General features: G+C 67.5%; 18 protein-coding genes and 1 tRNA gene. 10 read left to right on the top strand and 9 right to left on the bottom strand.

The window, feature by feature from the left end:
* The first annotated feature begins 448 nt into the window (after window positions 1-448).
* Window positions 449-1,654: a GlxA family transcriptional regulator gene (locus tag ABD260_RS07365; RefSeq protein ID WP_344232597.1), complete on the top strand. Its 1,206-nt coding sequence runs from the start codon at window positions 449-451 to the stop codon at window positions 1,652-1,654.
* Window positions 1,655-1,845: 191 nt separating this feature from the next.
* Here ABD260_RS07365 and ABD260_RS07360 read toward each other — a convergent pair.
* The 3 genes from ABD260_RS07360 to ABD260_RS07350 all read right to left on the bottom strand — a co-directional run bounded on the left by ABD260_RS07360 (window position 1,846) and on the right by ABD260_RS07350 (window position 3,569).
* Window positions 1,846-1,918: transfer RNA gene (locus ABD260_RS07360), tRNA-His, on the bottom strand.
* Window positions 1,919-1,997: 79 nt separating this feature from the next.
* Window positions 1,998-2,618, bottom strand: coding sequence for an oligoribonuclease (gene orn / locus ABD260_RS07355; RefSeq protein WP_344232596.1), 621 nt, complete (start codon window positions 2,616-2,618; stop codon window positions 1,998-2,000).
* A 51-nt stretch (window positions 2,619-2,669) separates the two neighbouring features.
* Entirely contained in the window at window positions 2,670-3,569 is a 900-nt protein-coding gene (locus ABD260_RS07350; protein WP_344232595.1) for a class I SAM-dependent methyltransferase, read from the bottom strand.
* Between the two features lie 88 nt (window positions 3,570-3,657).
* Between ABD260_RS07350 and ABD260_RS07345 the strand changes: the two genes are divergently transcribed.
* Window positions 3,658-4,125: a GNAT family N-acetyltransferase gene (locus ABD260_RS07345; RefSeq protein ID WP_344232594.1), complete on the top strand. Its 468-nt coding sequence runs from the start codon at window positions 3,658-3,660 to the stop codon at window positions 4,123-4,125.
* A 67-nt stretch (window positions 4,126-4,192) separates the two neighbouring features.
* Here the strand turns inward: ABD260_RS07345 and ABD260_RS07340 are convergent, their stop codons facing one another.
* From ABD260_RS07340 to ABD260_RS07330, 3 genes are all read right to left on the bottom strand, one after another.
* On the bottom strand, window positions 4,193-4,396 hold the full coding sequence (locus tag ABD260_RS07340) for a cold-shock protein (RefSeq protein WP_130381366.1): 204 nt from the start codon (window positions 4,394-4,396) through the stop codon (window positions 4,193-4,195).
* 105 nt (window positions 4,397-4,501) lie between these two features.
* Window positions 4,502-5,287: a hypothetical protein gene (locus ABD260_RS07335; RefSeq protein ID WP_344232593.1), complete on the bottom strand. Its 786-nt coding sequence runs from the start codon at window positions 5,285-5,287 to the stop codon at window positions 4,502-4,504.
* The gene (locus ABD260_RS07330) at window positions 5,287-5,850 is read right to left on the bottom strand and encodes a dihydrofolate reductase family protein (protein WP_344232592.1); all 564 of its coding nucleotides are present in this window, start codon (window positions 5,848-5,850) and stop codon (window positions 5,287-5,289) included. Before ABD260_RS07330 ends, ABD260_RS07335 begins: the two co-directional genes overlap by 1 nt.
* Before the next feature lie 192 nt (window positions 5,851-6,042).
* Between ABD260_RS07330 and ABD260_RS07325 the strand changes: the two genes are divergently transcribed.
* Both ABD260_RS07325 and ABD260_RS07320 read left to right on the top strand, forming a co-directional pair.
* Entirely contained in the window at window positions 6,043-7,017 is a 975-nt protein-coding gene (locus ABD260_RS07325; RefSeq protein WP_344232591.1) for a 2-dehydropantoate 2-reductase, read from the top strand.
* A 154-nt stretch (window positions 7,018-7,171) separates the two neighbouring features.
* Window positions 7,172-8,176 carry a LacI family DNA-binding transcriptional regulator gene (locus ABD260_RS07320; RefSeq protein ID WP_344232590.1) on the top strand — a complete coding sequence of 335 codons (1,005 nt, stop codon included), beginning with the start codon at window positions 7,172-7,174 and terminating at the stop codon, window positions 8,174-8,176.
* A 17-nt stretch (window positions 8,177-8,193) separates the two neighbouring features.
* On the opposite strand, the gene sucD is transcribed toward ABD260_RS07320, so the two are convergent.
* Together sucD and sucC are read right to left on the bottom strand one after the other, a co-directional pair.
* Window positions 8,194-9,069: a succinate--CoA ligase subunit alpha gene (gene sucD / locus ABD260_RS07315; protein ID WP_344232589.1), complete on the bottom strand. Its 876-nt coding sequence runs from the start codon at window positions 9,067-9,069 to the stop codon at window positions 8,194-8,196.
* Window positions 9,070-9,111: 42 nt separating this feature from the next.
* Window positions 9,112-10,254 carry an ADP-forming succinate--CoA ligase subunit beta gene (gene sucC, locus ABD260_RS07310; protein ID WP_344232588.1) on the bottom strand — a complete coding sequence of 381 codons (1,143 nt, stop codon included), beginning with the start codon at window positions 10,252-10,254 and terminating at the stop codon, window positions 9,112-9,114.
* Window positions 10,255-10,409: 155 nt separating this feature from the next.
* On the opposite strand from sucC, the gene ABD260_RS07305 reads away from it, so the two are divergent.
* On the top strand, window positions 10,410-11,765 hold the full coding sequence (locus tag ABD260_RS07305; RefSeq protein ID WP_344232587.1) for an MFS transporter: 1,356 nt from the start codon (window positions 10,410-10,412) through the stop codon (window positions 11,763-11,765).
* The gene (locus ABD260_RS07300; RefSeq protein WP_344232586.1) at window positions 11,762-12,331 is read left to right on the top strand and encodes a hypothetical protein; all 570 of its coding nucleotides are present in this window, start codon (window positions 11,762-11,764) and stop codon (window positions 12,329-12,331) included. The genes ABD260_RS07305 and ABD260_RS07300 overlap by 4 nt, the downstream gene beginning before the upstream one ends.
* On the opposite strand, the gene ABD260_RS07295 is transcribed toward ABD260_RS07300, so the two are convergent.
* Entirely contained in the window at window positions 12,271-12,540 is a 270-nt protein-coding gene (locus ABD260_RS07295; RefSeq protein ID WP_344232585.1) for a hypothetical protein, read from the bottom strand. The two genes, ABD260_RS07300 and ABD260_RS07295, sit on opposite strands and share 61 nt — an antisense overlap.
* A 123-nt stretch (window positions 12,541-12,663) precedes the next feature.
* Between ABD260_RS07295 and ABD260_RS07290 the strand changes: the two genes are divergently transcribed.
* From ABD260_RS07290 to ABD260_RS07275, 4 genes are all read left to right on the top strand, one after another.
* Entirely contained in the window at window positions 12,664-14,373 is a 1,710-nt protein-coding gene (locus ABD260_RS07290; protein WP_344232584.1) for a thiamine pyrophosphate-binding protein, read from the top strand.
* A 10-nt stretch (window positions 14,374-14,383) separates the two neighbouring features.
* On the top strand, window positions 14,384-15,607 hold the full coding sequence (frc, locus tag ABD260_RS07285) for a formyl-CoA transferase (protein WP_344232583.1): 1,224 nt from the start codon (window positions 14,384-14,386) through the stop codon (window positions 15,605-15,607).
* A 49-nt stretch (window positions 15,608-15,656) separates the two neighbouring features.
* On the top strand, window positions 15,657-17,798 hold the full coding sequence (locus ABD260_RS07280) for an acetate--CoA ligase family protein (protein ID WP_344232582.1): 2,142 nt from the start codon (window positions 15,657-15,659) through the stop codon (window positions 17,796-17,798).
* A gap of 134 nt (window positions 17,799-17,932) precedes the next feature.
* Window positions 17,933-19,429: an Nramp family divalent metal transporter gene (locus ABD260_RS07275; protein ID WP_344232581.1), complete on the top strand. Its 1,497-nt coding sequence runs from the start codon at window positions 17,933-17,935 to the stop codon at window positions 19,427-19,429.

Here is a 19,429-nt window from a genome sequence, read left to right as displayed (position 1 = left end):
CCCAGGTCACACCTCAAAACACCAACGACAAAACCCACACTGCAAACGCCAGTCCCCCCACCACCACGGTCACCCCGACCACCACCAAGTACCCGAACCAGGATTTCACCTCGACATCCTCCCACGCCCCCTCCACCGAGCAGCCGATCTGCATCGGCGGTGGGTGGGACGCCCCGGCGTCCTGCGTCGCGGGTTCGGAGCTTCCGGCCCGGGGCACCAGCCGGAGCGCTCGTCGTCGGTCGGCTCGGCCGGAACGTGCCGGCGCATGGTGTTCTTCGCCCAGGATTCCGCCTGGTTGCTCAGCAGGAGGTCGGCAAGCCGGCCCATCCCGATGAGCAGAACGAGACCGCCGACGGCAAAGAGAATCGCGAGCACCATGCTCTTATCGTCGAGATCCACGACGCGCGGAGACAGTGGCAAGAATGCCTCTGTCCGATAGATTCTCGCCATGCATCGAGTGGCGGTACTCATCTTCGACGGCATCCACAGTCTCGACCTCGCGATGCCGCTCCAGGTGTTCAGCGTCGCGCACGCGCCGGCGAAAGTGCCGGGAGCGGTCTTCGGGGAGCGGCTCTACGACCTCCGGGTGTGTGGTGACGGCAATGATCTGGTCGTCCACGGCGTCGGTGCCATCGAGCTGTACCGATGCACGCCGCCGTACTTGCTGGCCGATGCGGCTGATGCGGACACCATTGTCGTGATCGGAGTCAGCACGGATCGCGATCCGCCGGCCGAGGCGCTCGACCTGCTGAACGACGCACACGGTCGCGGAGTCCGGATCGCCTCCGTCAGCGCCGGCGGCGCGCGAGTGATGGCGGCGTCCGGATTGCTGAACGGCCGGCGGATCGCGACGCACTGGTCCCGGGCGGATCATCTTGCCGAGACCTATCCTCTGGTGCAGGTCGACACGGACGCACTGTTCATCGACCACGGCGACGTGATCACCTCGGCCGGGGGAGCCAGCGGGCTCGACATGTGCCTGCACATGGTCCGTCAGGACTTCGGTTCAGCTGTCGCGGCGGATGCCGCGCGGCACCTGGTCGTGCCGCCGCAACGGGACGGCGGTCAGGCGCCGTACATCGCCCATCCGGATCCCGGCGACGACCACGGATCGCTCGAACCGGCGATGCGCTGGCTCCGGCAGCGGCTCGGGGAGACGGTGACACTGGCCGAGATCGCGGCGTACGCCGGCATCAGCCCGCGCACGCTGAACCGTAGATTCCGCGAGCAGACCGGTGTCACGCCGGTGCAGTGGTTGTTGCGGCAACGCATCTTCCACGCCCAGGAGCTCCTGGAGACCACCGACTTGCCCATCGAGGAAGTCTCCCGCCGATCCGGCTTCGGCACCTCGATCGCCCATGCGCCAGCACTTCGCCAAACACCTCAAAACCTCACCAACCACCTACCGCCGCACCTTCCGCGTCCGCCCATCCGAGTAGCCCTCCGAACCCCGACCACACCCCGAGCCGAGCCGCCCGCCAACCCCAGCCACAGCAACCGACCTGCCCGCGAACCGAGCCACACCAACCGAGCTGCCCGCAGACCCAGCCACAGCAGCCGAGCTGCCCGCCGAACGCAACCACAGCTGCTGAGCCGACTGCCCAACCCAGCCCCAGCAGCCGAGCTGCCCGCCGGACGCAACCACAGCTGCTGAGCCGACTGCCCAACCCAGCCACAGCTGGTGAGCTGACTGCCCAACCCAGCCCCAGCAGCCGAGCGAAGCGAAGGCGCAAGGGGGTGTGGGTGGCGGAGCCCCCACCCGCGGCAAGCGAAGCGCAGCCGCACAAAATGACGAAGGCGACCAGCTCCGCGCTTTCCGCGGACACAGGTCGCCCATCGCCTTCGGGTGAGTGACGGGACTCGAACCCGCGACCACCTGGACCACAACCAGGTGCTCTACCAGCTGAGCTACACCCACCATTGCCGTCCGAACCGCGACGGCTGAGCAATCATAGCGATCAACTCGCGGGAGCTGAAATCGAGGGTGAAAGCGCAGGTCAGGAGGCGGTTGTGGGGTCTTCGACGGGGGCGCTGACGAGGTTTGCGGCGGCCCGGGCGGTGCTGGAGTCGGGGCCGGGCTGGGGGACGAAGACGGTTTCCCGGTAGTACCGCAGCTCGGCGATGCTTTCGGTGATGTCGGCGAGCGCCCGGTGGTTGCCGTTCTTGGCGGGCGTCGCGTAGTACACCCGCGGGTACCACCGGCGGACGAGTTCTTTGATCGAGCTGACGTCGACGTTGCGGTAGTGCAGGTGGGATTCGACCCGGGGCATGTCGCGGACCAGGAAGGTGCGGTCGGTGCCGACGGAGTTCCCGGCCAGGGCGGCTTTGCGCGGTTCCTTGACGTACCCGCTGATGAAGTCGAGGACCTGCTGTTCGGCGTCGGCGAGCGGGATGCCGTCGCCGAGTTCGTCGAGCAGTCCGGACGCGGTGTGCATGTCGCGGACGAAGTCGCCCATCTGTTCGAGCGCGCCGGGGGGTGGCGCGATCACCAGATCGATCCCGTCACCGAGCACGTTCAGTTCGTAATCGGTGACCAGCACCGCGACCTCGATCAGGGCATCGTTCGCCAGGTCGAGGCCGGTCATCTCGCAGTCGATCCACACCAGCCGGTCGTTCATGGGCACCCACCTTACGGCGACGCCTGGACAGTCCGGCGACGGCGTACCCGGTTAGCGTCCCGCGTGGCCGAGGTGCACGCTCCGGACGGACAGTACGGCGAGGTCGCGCCGCCGCGCGAGGTAATACTGCCCTTCTGGGTCCAGCAACTGCTTCCAGACTGCCACGTCGTCCGGCTCCAGCCACTCCTCGTCGCCGGCCACCACATGCCCATGCCCGTGTCCGTGCCCATGACCCTCCCCACCACCGGTCAACCGCTCGATCCGGGCCCGGAACTGGTTCACGAGTCCCTCCAGCCGTTCAGCCGGCAGCGGCGCGGGCGCCTCGGTCAGTACGCTGCGCGTGGTCACGTCGGTCAGTCCGGCGCGGCTCAGTGCCTCGGTCCACCCGTACGGCATCGGTACGGACCCGGGCAGCGACTCCCGCATCACCTTGAACCACTTGTCCTGTGCCAGGTCCAGCCGGAGCTCCAGCCCAGGCTCACCCAGGCCGAGGTCCCACGGCAGGTGCCGGGTCGGCAGTCCGCCCTCAGCCAGTGCCAGCCGGCCACCTGGTGCCAGTAGGGACGCCAGGGCGTCGACAGCAGCCTGCTGGTCGGCGGCGTGGTGCACTGACGCGGAAGCCCAGATCAAATCGGCCGGCGTACCTATTGCCTGGCGCAACGGCTCCGCACCGTCGTCCATGGACGCCAACTCGCACCGCACCAGTCCGGCCGTGTGCTGGCGGGCCTGTTCGAGTACTTCCGGATCGGCGTCGATCGCCACCACTGTCGTACCCGCTGGGAGTGCCTCGGCCAGCGCCTTGGCCATCCCGCCGCCACCACAGCCGACGTCCGCGACCACCTGGTCGCCGTCGCGTACCAGACTGCCGGCTACAGCAGCGTTCCAGTCGGCCTCGCCCGCGGCTGAGGCCCGGAGCCGTCCGGCCTCTTCGGCCCAATCGATCTCGATCATGTGCCCAGTGTCGCCCGCACCGAGGCTCTGGCGGGCAGGCCGTTGCCAAAGCAGCAAAGGAGTAGGGGACAGGTCTAGTGTCTGTCCGGTGTACCGCACCGATCGTCTGACTCTCCTGCCGCTGCGGATCGAGTACGCCGAGCAGATGGCGACCGTACTGTCCGATCCAGCGCTCTACACCTACACGGGTGGGGAACCGCCCACTGTCGACACGCTGGAAGCGCGCTATCGGCGTCAGCTGGCCGGTCCGGGGCGGCCGGACGAGCAGTGGCTCAACTGGGTGATCCAGCTCGAGAAGGAGCTGATCGGGTACGTCCAGGCGACCATCACCGGGCGTACGGCGGAAATCGCCTGGGTGCTAGGCACTAGCTGGCAGGGCCATGGCTATGCGAAGGAAGCAGCGCAGGGGCTGGTCGCCTGGCTACAGGCGCAGGAGGTCGACCGGGTCGTCGCACACGTCCACCCGGAACACACCGCATCAGCCGCGGTCGCCGCGGCGGCCGGTCTGCACCGCACAGATGTCCTAGAGGATGGTGAGTACCTCTGGACCACGTGACAAGAGGCCACGCGAGACAGACAACAGGCCCGGCCGAACGAGTCGGCCGGGCCTGTCGCGGTACGCCTCAGACGGGGCGGACGTTCTCCGCCTGCAGGCCCTTCGGGCCCTGGGCGATCTCGAACTCGACCCGCTGGTTCTCGTCCAGCGACCGGAAGCCCTGCGTCTGGATCGCCGAGTAGTGAACGAAGACGTCAGCGCCGCCGTCCTCCTGGGAGATGAAGCCGAAGCCCTTCTCGCCGTTGAACCACTTCACTGTTCCCAAAGCCATGATTTTCTCCTGATACGACAAAACGCCCGGCGGATCACAAATCCGCGGGCGCTTCGAAACGAACGTGGAACTGCAAAACATCAACCGCCCAGGAGCGTAGCACGCTCAGTGACCCGACAGCCATTGTTTGGCGCACAGAACGTCGTATTCGTCTGGTGTTCCCGCCCACGTCGCCGTACAACCGGGCGTCCCGCACTCGCACGCGAACGGGTATGGCGGCAGTTCGGCGAGTCCCAGATCCGCCTGCCAGAGCCGCCCCTGCGTACAGGCGGCCAGGTTCTCGTACTGCCGCTGCCGGCGTAGCTCCGAGCCACCCGCCAGCGCAGGCACTGGACCGATCGCCTCCCGCACCGCCTGTCCAACAGCAGCCCAGTCCGGCTCGGCCGGTACCTCAATCAGTACCCGTCCATGCTCCGCCGTCTCATGTCGTATCCGCTCCGCCAGCACGGTGTCCCGCGCCAGCAGCGCCTCCAGCCGCGTACGACCGGCCGCATCGTCCACGCGGGCCAACCGCTCTTCCCGAGCCCGACGGGTCTGAGCAGCATCTGGCACCAACCAGACAGCTGCTCTGACTCCATCAGCCATCGACGGGAAGAGTTGCGGCCCCTCCACCAGCGCGGGTACGTCGCCGAGCGCACGCCCCCGTACATCAGCCGCCACCAGCTCCACCCGCAACCGCGCTGTCTGCACGAAGGCATCAGCCGCGTACTCCGGCCCTCGTGCCAAGTCCTCTGCCAACGGCCGGAGCGGTGGTAGCCGGTCCAGATGGGCGTACGTCCACAGGTCAACCGGATGAAGCGGTAGATCGCACTGCCGCGCCAGCTCCCGTGCGAGCGTCGACTTGCCCGCACCGGGAGCTCCACCGATCCACACCATCGCCGGCCAACTCATCAGGCCATTGTGTCCCGGGTGTACGTGGCCAGCGACGCAGCACCGGCCTGTACCTGTGAGACGAGCCGGAGGTGCAGGGGCTTCTCCAACGGACCGAACAGCTTCTCACCGGCGCCGACGATTGACGGCATGGTCATCAGCCGGTACTCATCCACCAGATCGGCCTCCTGGAGCGCCCGGATCACGCTCAAGCTGCCGGTGACCGCGATAGTGCGCTGCTCCGACCGTACGTACTCGGTCAGGGGTTGGGGGAGCAGTGTGGAGTTCGGGAAGGCGGACACGTCGGTCAGTGAGTGCGAGGCGACCACCTTGGCCATGTTGTTCATGCGGGTGGAGAAGTCGTCGGTGCGGTTCGGCCAGAGCCGGCTGAACAGCTCCCAGGTGTTGCGGCCGAGTAGTAGTACGCCGGTGTCCATCAGCTCGCCGAGCCGGAACTTGTCCCCGCCGACGGTCTCCGGACCGTGCCGGAAGGCCCATCCGCCGGCGGGCGTGCCGCCGGAGCCGTCCGGGTCGCTGACGATGCCGTCGAGGCTGATGAACGCGGTGACGATGACGTGGCCCATGGTCCTGCTCCTTGCTAGCGGTGACTGAAACGGTGCCTGAAATGTGACTGACACCCGTACATACCGCCGGGCCGGCCCGGACTCATCGGTCGAACCAGCAAAAGATTTGGACGATCTTCTGTGATCTTGACCGCATTCAGCCTCCAGCCTACTGTATGCGGTATACAAAGCCGGAGAAAGGCAGGGACCTCCATGAGAGTCGCGGTTCTCGGCGCCGGCGCGATCGGCGCGTACGTCGGCGCGGCACTGCACCGTGGTGGTACCGAGGTCCACCTGGTGGCCCGCGGTGCGCACCTCGAAGCGATCCGGTCCGGCGGCGTCAAGGTGCTCAGTCCGCGCGGTGACTTCACCGCCCGGACCCCGGCGACGGACGATCCGGCCGAGATCGGCCCGGTCGACTACGTCTTCCTCGGGCTGAAGGCGAACTCGTACGCGAGCGCCGGCCCGCTCCTGACCCCGCTGCTGCATGACCGTACGGTCATTGTCGCGGCCCAGAACGGCATCCCGTGGTGGTACTTCCACGGACTGAAAGGCCCGTACGAAGGCCGCCGGATCGAATCGGTCGACCCGGGCGGCGCGGTCACCCAGGTACTCGACCTCGACCGCGCCGTGGGTTGCGTCGTCTATTGCTCGACCGAACTCGAAGGACCTGGCGTCGTACGGCACCTGGAGGGAACCCGTTTCTCGATCGGCGAACCCGCGGGCGGACGGTCGCAAAGATGCGAAGCGTTCAGTACGGCGATGATCGCCGGCGGGCTGAAATGCCCGGTCGAGGACGACCTGCGCAAGGACATCTGGATCAAGCTGCTCGGGAACGCGGCGTTCAACCCGATCAGCGCGCTCGCCCGGGCGACGATGGTCGAGATCGCCACCCATCAGGGCACTCGCCAGATGGTCCGCCTGATGATGGCGGAGTCACTGGCGATCGCCGCCGCGCTCGGCTGCCACCCGGACATCTCGGTGGACAAGCGGATCGACGGCGCCGAGCGGGTCGGGGAGCACAAGACGTCGATGTTGCAGGACCTGGAGAAGGACAAACCGCTCGAACTCGACGTCATCCTGGCCGCCGTGGTCGAGCTCGCCGCCCTCACCGGTACGCCCGCGCCGACGTTGCGCGCCGTCCACGCCGTGACCGACCTGCTCGCGAAGAAAGTCGGCGTCTCCTGAGCCGGGTGGGTCCGGCCACAGCGACGCCGGGCCCACCCGAACCCGGCCGCGGGCAGGACCGAGCCGAACCCGAGCGGCTCGCCGGGCACCACCGTGTTGACGCAAACATGTCTAGACTGCGAGACACACGGGAGGTGCCGGGGTGGAGGGAACGGTGAGCAGGCGGCGGCGGGGTCCGTCGATGGCCGACGTCGCGCGGCTGGCCGGGGTGTCCGGGCAGACCGTCTCGCGGGTGGCGAACGGCCGGCAGAACGTCGACACGATCACCCGCGCCCGCGTCCAGGCGGCGATGCGCCAGCTCGGCTACCGCCCGAACGGCGCGGCCCGGGCGCTGCGCAGCGGCGAGTTCCGCAGTGTCGGTGTGATCGTGTTCGAGCTCTCGACCTTCGGTACGAAGAGCACCCTGGACGCGATCGCCACCGCCGCGACCGAGCGTGGGTACTCGGTGAACCTGATGCCGGTGCTGGCGGTCAGCCGGCAGGCGGTCGCGGACGCGTTCACCCGGCTCGCCGAGCAAGCCGTCGACGGCGTGATCATGATGATCGAGGCCTGGGTCCTCGACGAGGTCGAACTTCCGGTCGGCCTGCCGGTCGTCGTGGTGCATGCCGGCGGCGGCCACTACGACCATCCGGTCATCGACACCGATCAGCTCCAGGGCGCCCGGCAGGCGACCGAGCATCTGCTCGGCCTCGGGCACGAGACGGTCTGGCATGTCGGCGGCCCGGCGATCTCGTTCGCCGCGAAGCAGCGGCGTGAGTCCTGGGAGCAGACGTTGCGCGATCACGGACGTGCCGTACCGCCCGCACTCACCGGCGACTGGTCGTCCGCCTCCGGGTACGAGGCCGGCTGCCGGCTCGCCGCAAACCCCGAGGTCACGGCGATCTTCGTGGCCAACGATCAGATGGCGCTCGGCGTACTGCGGGCGCTGCACGAGCACGGTCGCGCCGTACCCGAAGACGTCAGCGTGGTCGGATTCGACGACATGGAGGAGGCGGCGCACTTCTGGCCGCCGCTCACCACCATCCGGCAGACGTTCACCGACATCGGGCGGCGCAGTGTGGACGCGCTGATCGCGGAGATCCGGTCCGTCGATCATCAGCATCGGCACGTACCCGTACCCACTGCCCTGATCGTCCGCAAGAGCACCGCACCACGCTAGTACCCACGCCGACCCCGCTAGTTCAGGATCGTGCGGAGGAGATTGGCGGTCTCGGTGGGCGTCTTGCCGACGCGTGCGCCGGCCGCTTCGAGCGCCTCCTGTTTCGCCGCCGCCGTACCCGACGATCCGGAAACGATCGCCCCGGCATGCCCCATCGTCTTGCCCTCCGGCGCAGTAAACCCGGCCACGTACCCCACGACCGGCTTCGTCACATTCGCCTTGATGTACGCCGCCGCCCGCTCTTCCGCGTCACCCCCGATCTCACCGATCAGCACAATCGCGTCCGTATCCGGATCGTCCTGAAACGCCTGCAACGCATCAATGTGGGTGGTTCCAATGATGGGATCACCCCCGATCCCGATCGCGGTGGAGAAGCCGAAGTCGCGCAGTTCGTACATCATCTGGTACGTCAGCGTGCCGGACTTCGAGACCAACCCGAGCCGCCCCGGACCGGCAATGTCGGCCGGGATGATGCCCGCATTCGACGCCCCCGGGCTGATGATCCCCGGGCAGTTCGGGCCGATCACCCGCGTACCGTTCGCCTGCGCGTACGCGAAGAACGCCGCGGTGTCGTGGACCGGTACGCCCTCGGTGATCACCACGACGAGGGGAATCGCGGCGTCCACCGCCTCGATCACCGCGCCGCGGACGAACCGGGGCGGTACGAAGACCACCGACACGTCCGCGCCGGATGAACGAACCGCGTCGGCGCACGACCCGTGCACCGGGATCGAGCGCTTCGCGAAGTCGACGGACTGACCGCCCTTGCCCGGTGTCACGCCGGCCACCACATTGGTGCCGGCGGCAAGCATCCGGCTGGTGTGCTTCTGCCCCTCGGCCCCGGTCATCCCCTGCACCATGACCCGGCTCTTCTCCGTCAGAAAGATCGCCATCTCCGTACCCTCTCTAGGCAATAACGTTGCAGACGGCAACTGCTATGCGGCCAGCTCGGCGGCGCGTACGGCGGCGCCGTCCATCGTGTCGACCCGCTCCAGGCCAGCCAGCGCGGCCCGATCCAGAATCCGGCGGCCCTCTTCAGCGTTGTTCCCGTCCAACCGCACCACCAGCGGCTTCGAAACCGCCTCACCCCTCGACGCCAGCAGTTCGAACGCCTGCACAACCCCGTTCGCGACCGCGTCACAAGCCGTGATCCCACCGAACACGTTCACGAAAACACTCCGCACCTGCGGATCGGAAAGGATGATCTCCAGCCCGTTCGCCATCACCTCGGCACTCGCGCCACCGCCGATGTCCAGAAAGTTCGCCGGCCGCGCGCCCGCGTACGCGACCACATCGAGCGTCGACATCACCAGCCCAGCGCCGTTGCCGATGATCCCGACCGAGCCGTCGAGCTTCACGTAGTTCAGCCCTTTGGCCTGCGCCGCGGCCTCGAGCGGGTCGGCAGCGGCGCGATCCTCGAAGTCAGCGTGATCCGGATGCCGGTACGCCGCGTTGCCGTCCAGCGTGACCTTGCCGTCCAGCGCCTCCAGGGAGCCGTCGCCGAGCTTGACCAGCGGATTCACCTCGACCAACGACGCGTCCTCGGCCACGAACACGTCCCACAACCGCTGCACAACGACAGCCGCCTCAGCCGGGAACTCGGCCGCGGCCACGATCTCCGCCGCCTTCGCCGCATCCACGCCGATGAGCGGATCGATCGGCACCTTCGCGATCGCGTCCGGGTTGGTGTGCGCGACCTCTTCGATCTCCACGCCGCCTTCAGTGCTGGCGATGCAGAGGTACTCACGGTTCGCCCGATCGACCAGGAACGACAAGTAGTACTCCGCCGCGATGTCCGCGGCCGGCGCGAGCAGCACTTGCCGCACGGTGTGCCCCTTGATGTCCATCCCGAGGATGTCGCGCGCCTTCGCCTCCGCCTCCTCCGGGCTGCCGGCCAGCTTCACGCCACCCGCCTTGCCGCGCCCGCCGGCCTTGACCTGCGCTTTCACCACCACGCGCCCGCCGAGCGCGCGGGCCGCGGCCGGGGCATCGGTCGGGTCGTCGATCACCCGGCCGAGCATCACCGGGACGCCGTGCCGCGCGAACAGTTCCTTGGCTTGGTACTCCATCAGGTCCACGTCGCCTCCTGAGTGTTTGGTGACGACTGTATTCGGTATGCAATCTGGTCACAAGAGGCAGTCGCAACCTCCCAGGTCTGGACAACGTGCGGGCCGGAGGCGTACGAAAGATCCCATGTAGACCTAATACGGTATGCAGTACGCATGGAGGCGCGATGAATCACGTGATGCCCACACCCCGGGATGTCCGTGACGTCTACGGACGCCGGTACCGGATCGGTGAGGATGCCCGCGAACTGACCGGCCACTCGCGCCGCTGGCAGCTGTGGGCTGCCTGGGCCTGCATGGTCGCGATCAGCCCACTGCAGTACTCGTTTGGTACCGCGGCGCTCGGCCTGGCGCCCGATCATGGCTGGGGTGCGACGCGAACCCTCTGGCTGCTCGCGATCTTCGTCGCCTGCCAGGCCCTGGTCGCGGCCCCGGCCGCCTGGGCGCAACGGGTACGACGCGCCTCGCCGACCCAGCTTGTCATCGGCGGTGGCGTACTGGCCGCGATCGGCCTTGTAGCCCTCGCCCACATCGACAACTACGCCACCGCACTCATCGGCTACGCGATCCTCGGCGGTACGGGCGCCGGCGTCGTGTACGCGGCCTGCATCACCACGTCGGCGCGCTGGTTCCCGGATCGGCGAACCGCCACGATCGGCTTTGTCACAGGTGGATTCGCAGTCGGCGCGGTGCCGAGTATCGCCCTGCTGGCCTGGTTCCCGTCCGGACTGAAGTTCATCTTCGATCTGACCGCCTTGCTGGCGGTACTGGTCGTCCTGATCGCCGGCGGTCTGCTCAAGGACCCGCCACGGCACTGGTGGCCGGCCGATCTCGACGCCCAGGCCTGGGCGGTCGACCGAAAGCTGAACCGCAACATCCCGCACAACATCCCGGCAGCGCGCCAGTACCGGCCGGCCGAGGCGATGCGTACGGGTGCGCTGCCGCTGATGTGGTTGCTGCTGGCAATCAGCGCCGCACTGTCCTTGTTCGGCATCGGATTCGTGGTGAGCTATTCGGTGGATGCCGGTTTGGGTATGGGTGTCGGCGCCGCAGCCGCTGGACTGCTTGCCGCGGTCAATGGTCTTGGCCGTTCGTTCGCGGGCCATCTCTCGGATCGGTTCGGCCGCCGCCGAGTGCTGGCCGCCGTACTGATGATCGAGGGGTTCGCCCACCTCGGCCTGGTCGTCGCTGATGTGGGATGGGCGTTCGTCGCCTGCGCGATGTTCGCCGGGCTCGGCGGCGGCGCGTTCTACGCGATCATGGCGAACCTCGTGCTCGAGTTCTTCGGCGAGAACAGCCTGCTCCAGAACCAGGCGATCTTGTACTCGGCGAAGGCATTCGGCGGCTTGGTCGGTATTGGCGTGGCCGCGTCCGTGGTGGCCGTCGTCGGCTACCGCCCGCTGTTCGTCGGCGCCGGCCTGCTCGGTGTACTGACCGCGCTCAGCGTCCGCCTGCTCAAACAACCTGGTCGCCCCGCATTGCCCGTGCGCCCACAGCTCGGTACGCCGGTAGCCGGCGAATGAACGGCTACGGGAAGGTCGCGCGCGCCGACCCGTGCGTGATGGAGCTGGTATCGCGCCTCGCCCGCGAGCCGTGGACAGATCGCCCCGCCTGTGTGCATCCGGTACTGAGCGCGGTGGCGCGGGCAGTACACGACCACAGCAGCCTGTCCGGTCGCCGCGAGCTGCTGCCGCTGGCGCCGCGCTTCATCGACACCAGCCGAGCCGGTTTCGAGTACTCCGCTCGGCTGGTGGCGCTTTGCGTTTCGACTGCGCTGACCGTCGGTGAGGTCCGTCCCGACGAACGCCGTCGCATCCGCGCAGCCCATGAGACCGCGCTGCATCTCCTCGGCGCGCAGGATCGGCCCGGGGGAGTGGCCCGCTGGTGGCTGCCGGCGCTCGGGCGCTGGGGCGAGCCGTTCTATCGAACGTTCGTCGCTCCGGAGCATGCGGCCGAGGCAGTCGCGGTCACTGCCCGGGCCGCGAACGGTGAGGTACGTGTACGCGCCCTTTTGAAACAGTGCCTTGCTCAGGGTGCCGTACGCCCTAGACCCTCGTGCTCCGCGTCGGCCCAGAAGTCCGGTTCGTAGTCGTCGTCGGGGATCGCGACCAGCTCGGGCCGCCGCGGCGTACGCACCTGTGCTTCCAGCCGGCGCAGGTCTGCGGAGCAGCGCTCCAGATCGTCCAGCAGGCGCAGGACGTCGAGGTGGTCGCCGAGCCGATTCCGCAACGCTGCAAGGGAATTCTCCAATGCCAGCAGCGCCTGGCGGGTCCGGTCGAGTTCGTCGGAAATCGTCATCGCGGCCTCCTGGTGCCGAGCTCTGGACAACCACCATCGAGTGGGATAAGACTACGACTACACCATACGGTATGCAATCTACAGCAAGCCTGATCAGGCCCCAGTCCGAGGAGTTGACTGCAGATGGCGCAGACAGTGTCGGAGACCCAGCCCGCCGCCCAGGTGAAGGAGCCGGAGACGATCTCCGGCGGGCACCTGGTCGCGAAGGCCCTGAAGGCCGAGGGGATCGACGTGATCTTCACGCTCTGTGGCGGTCACATCATCGACATCTACGACGGCTGCGTCGACGAGGGCATCGCGGTTGTCGATGTCCGGCACGAGCAGGTCGCGGCCCATGCCGCCGACGGGTACGCCCGCGTCACCGGCAAGCCCGGCTGTGCGGTTGTCACGGCCGGACCCGGCACCACGGACGCGGTCACCGGCGTCGCGAACGCGTTCCGGGCTGAGAGCCCGATGCTGCTGATCGGCGGCCAGGGCGCGCTCAACCAGCACAAGATGGGGTCGCTGCAGGACCTGCCGCACGTCGACATGATGGCGCCGATCACCAAGTTCGCCGCGACCGTGCCGCACACCGCGCGGGTCGCGGACATGGTCTCGATGGCGTTCCGCGAGTGCTACAACGGCGCGCCCGGCCCGTCCTTCCTGGAGATCCCGCGGGACATCCTGGACAACTCGGTGCCGGCCGATTCGGCGACCGTACCCGAGGCTGGTCACTATCGCGCGTCCACCAAGAGCATCGGTGACCCGGCGAACATCGAGGCGCTGGCCGATCTGCTGGTCCGCGCCGAGAAGCCGGTCGTCCTGCTCGGTTCGCAAGTATGGACGTCACGCGGGAGCGAAGCGGCGGTCGACTTCGTTCGTACGCTCAACGTGCCGGCCTTCATGAACGGGTCGGCGCGCGGTACGTTGCCGCCCGGCGATCCGCATCACTTCCACCTGTCCCGGCGGTACGGGTTCAACAACGCGGACCTGATCCTGATCGTTGGTACGCCCTTCGATTTCCGGATGGGGTACGGGCGGCGGCTGCCGAAGAGCGCGACCGTCGTCCAGATCGACCTGGACTACCGCACCGTCGGCAAGAACCGGGACATCGACCTCGGCCTGGTCGGTGACCCGGGCGCGATCCTCGCCGCGGTCGCGCAGGCGGCGTCGGGCCGGTCGCGGAAGGCCGATCGGAAGGCCTGGTTCGCGGAGCTGCGCGCCGAGGAGAACGCGGCGTACCAGAAGCGGCTGCCGCGCCAGCTGTCCGACGCGAATCCGATCCACCCGCTCCGGCTGGCGCACGAGATCAACGAGTTCCTGACCGAGGACTCGATCTACATCGGCGACGGCGGCGACATCGTCACCTTCTCCGGTGGGGTCGTGCAGCCGAAGTCACCCGGTCACTGGATGGACCCGGGACCGCTCGGAACGCTCGGTGTCGGCATCCCGTTCGTCCTGGCGGCGAAGTACGCACGGCCGGACAAGGAAGTCGTCGCACTGTTCGGTGACGGCGCGTTCTCGTTGACCGGCTGGGATTTCGAGACGCTGGTCCGGTTCAACCTGCCGTTCGTCGGTGTCGTCGGCAACAACTCGTCGATGAACCAGATCCGGTACGGGCAGGAAGCCAAGTACGGCCACGACCGGAGCCGGATCGGCAACACCCTCGGCGACGTCCGGTACGACGAGTTCGCGCGGATGCTCGGCGGATACGGCGAAGAGGTCCGCGACCCGGCGGACATCGGACCGGCGTTGCTCCGGGCCCGTGAATCCGGATTGCCATCACTCATCAACGTCTGGGTCGACCCGGACGCGTACGCCCCCGGAACCATGAACCAGACCATGTACAAGTAAGGGGACCAGCATGAAGGCCCTCGAAGGTGTCCGTGTACTCGACATGACCCATGTGCAGTCCGGCCCGTCCTGCACCCAGATCCTTGCCTGGCTCGGTGCGGACGTGATCAAGCTGGAGGCACCGACCGGCGACATCACCCGCCAGCAGCTGCGCGACCTGCCCGACGTCGACAGCCTGTACTTCACGATGCTGAACTGCAACAAGCGCAGCATCACGCTGAACCTGAAATCCGATCGTGGCAAGGAGATCTTCTCCGAGCTGGTGAAGGACGCCGACGTGCTGGTGGAGAACTTCGCTCCCGGCGCGATCGACCGGATGGGCTTCACCTGGGAACGGCTTCAGGAGCTCAACCCCGGCTTGGTATTCGCGTCCATCAAGGGCTTCGGGCCCGGGCGGTACGAGAACTTCAAGGCGTACGAGGTGGTTGCCCAGGCGATGGGCGGCGCGATGAGTACGACGGGGTTCGAGGGCGGGCCGCCGACCGCGATCGGTGCGCAGATCGGCGACTCGGGTACGGGAATCCATCTGGTCGCCGGCATCCTGGCCGCGTTGTTGCAGCGTGCTGGTACCGGGAAGGGCCAGCGGGTGACTGTGGCGATGCAAGAGGCTGTGCTGAACCTGACGCGGGTCAAGCTGCGCGATCAGCAGCGGCTGGCGCACGGGCCGCTGCCCGAGTACCCGAACGACAACTTCGGTGACGAGGTGCCGCGGTCGGGCAATGCGTCTGGTGGTGGTCAGCCGGGGTGGGCGGTGCGGTGCGCGCCGGGCGGTCCGAACGACTACATCTACGTGATCGTCCAGCCGCCTGGCTGGGCGCCGATCGCGAATCTGATCGGGAAGCCGGAGCTGGCCGAGGACCCGGACTGGGCGACCCCGGCCGCGCGGCTGGACAAGCTCGACAAGATGTTCGCGCTGATCGAGCAGTGGACCGAGCAGCACACCAAGTTCGAGGTGATGGACCGGCTGAACGCGCTGAACGTGCCGTGCGGGCCGATCATGTCGACGCGGGAGCTGATCGAGGACGAGACGCTTGCCGAGCTGGGCGCGGTGGTCGAGGTCGAGCATCCGCAGCGCGGCACGTTCAAGACCGTCGGGTGCCCGATCAAGCTGTCCGACTCGCCGGTCGAGGTGCTGACCTCACCGGGGCTTGGGGAGCACAACTCCGCGATCTACGGCTCGCTCGGCATCGACGCCGGCGAACTCGAGGACCTGAAAGCCGCCGGCGTGGTCTGAAGCGGCGTGATCCGAAGTGCCGGTGTGATCTGACATGGGAGTGCAGCAGATGACTTATGACAAGGCAGCAGTCCGGGCCATCCTCGACCAGGCGCTGGCGGACGGCCGCACTTCGCTGAGCGCGCCGGAGGCCAAGCTGGTCGCCGACGCGTACGGCATCCCGACGCCGGGGGAGGGACTGGCGACAACCGCCGACGGTGCCGCTGGTCTCGCCGCCGAGATCGGGTATCCGGTGGTGCTGAAGATCGTCTCGCCGGACATTCTGCACAAGACCGAGGCCGGTGGCGTGGTGGTCGGTGTCGACTCCGCGGATGCGGCGCGGGCCGCGTACCAGCAGATTGTCGACAATGCGAAAGCCTACAATCCGGCCGCGGAGCTCACCGGCGTCCAAGTGCAGAAGATGCTGGTCACCGGCGGCGACGTGCAGGAGGTGATCGTCGGCGCGGTCACCGATCCGACCTTCGGCAAGGTGGTCGCGTTCGGGCTCGGTGGCGTACTCGTCGAGGTGCTGAAGGACGTCACCTTCCGGCTCGCGCCGCTGACCGCCGGCGAGGCGCGGGCGATGGTCGACGGGATCGAGGCGCACGAGATGCTCGAGGGCGTCCGCGGCGCGCGGCCGGTCGACAAGGAGATTGTCGGCAATCTGATCCAGCGGGTCTCCGACCTGGTCACGGACTTCCCGGAGTTCGCCGAGGTGGACCTGAACCCGGTCCTTGCCGGGCCGGACGGCGCCACCGCTGTTGATTTCCGGATCATCGTCGACGCCGAAGCCGGCAAGCCGGTCGAGCGGTACAGCCAGGACGAGATCCTGACCGCGATGACCCGGATCATGAAACCGCGTGCGGTCGCGGTGATCGGGGCCTCCAACGAGGTCGGCAAGATCGGCAACTCGGTGGTGAAGAACCTGGTCAACGGCGGGTACGGGGGTGACATCTACCCGGTCAACCCGAAGGGCGGCGAGGTTCTCGGCCTGAAGGCGTTCCCGTCGATCACCGACATCCCCGGTGACGTCGATGTCGCGGTGTTCGCGGTGCCGGCCAAGTTCGTCGGCGCGGCGCTCGAGCAGTGCGGTCAGAAGGGCGTCGCGGGCGCGATCCTGATCCCGTCCGGGTTCGCCGAGACCGGCGAGCAGGAGCTCCAGGACGAGGTCGTGGCGATCGCACGCAAGCACAACGTCCGCATCCTCGGACCGAACATCTACGGCTACTACTACCTGCCGGAGAGCCTGTGCGCGACCTTCTGCACCCCGTACGACGTCCGTGGGTCAGTTGCCCTCTCGTCGCAGTCAGGCGGGATCGGGATGGCGATCCTCGGCTTCAGCCGGTCCAGCCGGATGGGCGTGTCCGCGATCGTTGGGGTAGGCAACAAGGCCGACATCGACGAAGATGACCTCCTGACCTTCTTCGAGCACGACGCCAACACCAACCTGATCGCCATGCACCTCGAGGATCTGAAGGACGGCCGGGCGTTCGCCGAAACGGCGGCCCGGGTGTCGAAGCACAAGCCGGTCGTCGTACTGAAGGCCGGCCGTACCTCCCTGGGCGCGCGGGCGGCCAGTTCACACACCGGCGCGCTGGCCGGCAACGACAAGGTGTACGACGACATCCTCAAGCAGAGCGGTGTGGTCCGGGCGCCGGGGCTGAACGAGATGCTCCAGTACGCCCGCGGTATCCCGCTGCTGCCGACGCCGAAGGGCGAGAACGTCGTCATCATCACCGGCGCGGGCGGTTCCGGCGTACTGCTCTCGGATGCCTGTGTCGACGCCGGCCTGACGCTGATGGACATCCCGGCCGACCTGGACGAGGCGTTCCGGAAGTTCATCCCGCCGTTCGGCGCGGCCGGCAACCCGGTCGACATCACCGGCGGCGAGCCACCCGCGACGTACCGGAACACGATCGCGCTCGGGCTGTCCGACGAGCGGATTCACTCGCTGATCCTGGGCTACTGGCACACGATCGTGACGCCGCCGATGGTGTTCGCGAAGCTGGTCGCCGAGGTGGTCGAGGAGTTCCGGGCCAAGGGCATCGACAAACCGGTGGTCGCCTCGCTGTCGGGGGACGTCGAGGTCGAGGAAGCGTCACAGTACCTGTTCGACCACGGGGTGGTCGCGTACCCGTACACCACCGAGACACCCGTCCAGGTCCTCGGTGCCAAGTATCGCTGGGCCCGCAACGCCGGCCCGCTCGGCTGAGCCCGGATCGGACGGCCCGGTCACAGCCGATCGGGGCCGGCCGCGGTTGATTGGAGGCCCATCTCATTTGATCGGAAGAAGTCGCAGCGGGGGTGCAAAGATCCGCTAGTTGGCGTCGACCTTAGGAGTCCGCCTTGGACGTCACGAGCAAGACCTCAGGAGTACCCGAAGAGCCGGCGGCCGCGGTCACCGAGAAGGTCTGGAAGGCCGGCCGGCTCGAACCGATGCCGATCCGGAAGCTTCCGGACGCACCGCCCTCCCTGCACATCCTCGGTCCGACCGTCTTCCTGGTCGCCCTCGGGGTGGGTATGGGCGAGTCGTACATGTGGCCCCGGCTCGTCCTGGTGTTCGGGCCGGACATCCGCTGGCTGTTCATGGTCGGTGTCACGCTGCAGGCGTTCGTGCTGCTGGAGATGGCGCGGTACGCGATGGCCACCGGGGAGAGCATCTTCTTCGGCGCGGCCCGGATCTTCAAACCGCTGATGTGGTTCTTCTACGCGGCGGCGATCCTGATCTACATGTGGCCGGGGCACCTGTCCGCGGGTGCGGCCGCGTTCGAGGAGATCAGCGGCATACCGTGGCAGGTCACCGCGTGCGTGGCGTTGGTGTTCGTCGGCGTGCTGTTCAGTCTGTTGTCGGTGATCTACAACTTCCTGGAGAAGTTGCTCGGTCTGCTGATCGGCCTGCTGGTGGTCGGCACGTCCGTGATCGCCGCGCTGGTCGGCAACTGGGACGACCTCAGCCGGACGCTGTCCGGGATGTTCGCGTTCGGGTACTTCCCGGACAAGGCGATGACGTCGGCCTGGTTCCCGATCGTGGTCGGTTCGATCGCGTTCGCGGGACCGTCCGGGATGCAGCAGATGTGGTACACGCTGCAGCTGCGCGACAGCGGCGCCGGCATGGGCGCGCACATCCCGAAGATCCGCGGCCTGCGGACCGAGGGCGAGGCCGAGTCGATGCCGTCGCGCGGGTTCATGTTCGACACCGAGGACCCGGCCGAGATGGCGAAATGGAAGGGCTGGCGGAAGTGGGTCACGTTCGACGCGCTGCTGCTCTTCTGGGGCATCACCATGCTGGTGACGATCTCGTTCACCGTACTGGCCATGTCCGCGGCCCGGGAGAATCCGAATGTCGCGTCGCTGATCGAGGGCGGGGACCGATCGGCCGCGTTGAAGGCGATGTCCGACGCGTTCGCCTCCGCCGGCTCGCCGATCCTGGGCACGTTGTTCTTCGCCTTCATCGCACTGATCGGGCTGAACGCGACGCTCGGCCTGTTCGACTCGTTCTCGCGCGGTCAGGCGGACATGACGTACTACTTCGTCCCGGGTGCGAAACGGTTCTCGATGTCGCGGTTGTACGCGGGGTTCTTGTGGGGCGTGATCCTGTTCGGCATTTTGATTCTGCTGTTCGGTCCGGCGGACGGTCCGGCCGGCATTCTGGACATCCTCGCGTTCCTGTCCACCTTCGCGATGGGCGCGTACTGCATCGTGTTGTTGCTGACCAACAACCTGCTGCTGCCAAAGAAGATCCGGCCTGGTCCCGTACGCAATGTGATCATCGGGTTTGGTGCGGTCTTCTATCTCGGAATGCTGTTCTACTGCTTGATTCGCTTCGGCGTGGCTGTGGGTTGA

Source organism: Kribbella hippodromi, from assembly GCF_039531045.1.
In the GTDB taxonomy this organism is placed as follows: domain Bacteria; phylum Actinomycetota; class Actinomycetes; order Propionibacteriales; family Kribbellaceae; genus Kribbella; species Kribbella hippodromi.
This window is presented reverse-complemented; position numbering and strand designations above follow the sequence as displayed.

Bases quoted from the DNA above. Each gene is read 5' to 3' on its own strand.
- frc (WP_344232583.1), top strand. From the start codon at position 14,384: ATGAAGGCCCTCGAAGGTGTCCGTGTACTCGACATGACCCATGTGCAG.
- ABD260_RS07335 (WP_344232593.1), bottom strand. From the start codon at position 5,287: ATGAGTTGGCCGGCGATGGTGTGGATCGGTGGAGCTCCCGGTGCGGGC.
- ABD260_RS07330 (WP_344232592.1), bottom strand. From the start codon at position 5,850: ATGGGCCACGTCATCGTCACCGCGTTCATCAGCCTCGACGGCATCGTC.
- ABD260_RS07340 (WP_130381366.1), bottom strand. From the start codon at position 4,396: ATGGCTTTGGGAACAGTGAAGTGGTTCAACGGCGAGAAGGGCTTCGGC.
- ABD260_RS07295 (WP_344232585.1), bottom strand. From the start codon at position 12,540: ATGACGATTTCCGACGAACTCGACCGGACCCGCCAGGCGCTGCTGGCA.
- ABD260_RS07280 (WP_344232582.1), top strand. From the start codon at position 15,657: ATGACTTATGACAAGGCAGCAGTCCGGGCCATCCTCGACCAGGCGCTG.
- ABD260_RS07325 (WP_344232591.1), top strand. From the start codon at position 6,043: ATGAGAGTCGCGGTTCTCGGCGCCGGCGCGATCGGCGCGTACGTCGGC.
- ABD260_RS07305 (WP_344232587.1), top strand. From the start codon at position 10,410: ATGAATCACGTGATGCCCACACCCCGGGATGTCCGTGACGTCTACGGA.
- orn (WP_344232596.1), bottom strand. From the start codon at position 2,618: ATGAACGACCGGCTGGTGTGGATCGACTGCGAGATGACCGGCCTCGAC.
- sucD (WP_344232589.1), bottom strand. From the start codon at position 9,069: ATGGCGATCTTTCTGACGGAGAAGAGCCGGGTCATGGTGCAGGGGATG.
- ABD260_RS07365 (WP_344232597.1), top strand. From the start codon at position 449: ATGCATCGAGTGGCGGTACTCATCTTCGACGGCATCCACAGTCTCGAC.
- ABD260_RS07290 (WP_344232584.1), top strand. From the start codon at position 12,664: ATGGCGCAGACAGTGTCGGAGACCCAGCCCGCCGCCCAGGTGAAGGAG.
- ABD260_RS07350 (WP_344232595.1), bottom strand. From the start codon at position 3,569: ATGATCGAGATCGATTGGGCCGAAGAGGCCGGACGGCTCCGGGCCTCA.
- ABD260_RS07300 (WP_344232586.1), top strand. From the start codon at position 11,762: ATGAACGGCTACGGGAAGGTCGCGCGCGCCGACCCGTGCGTGATGGAG.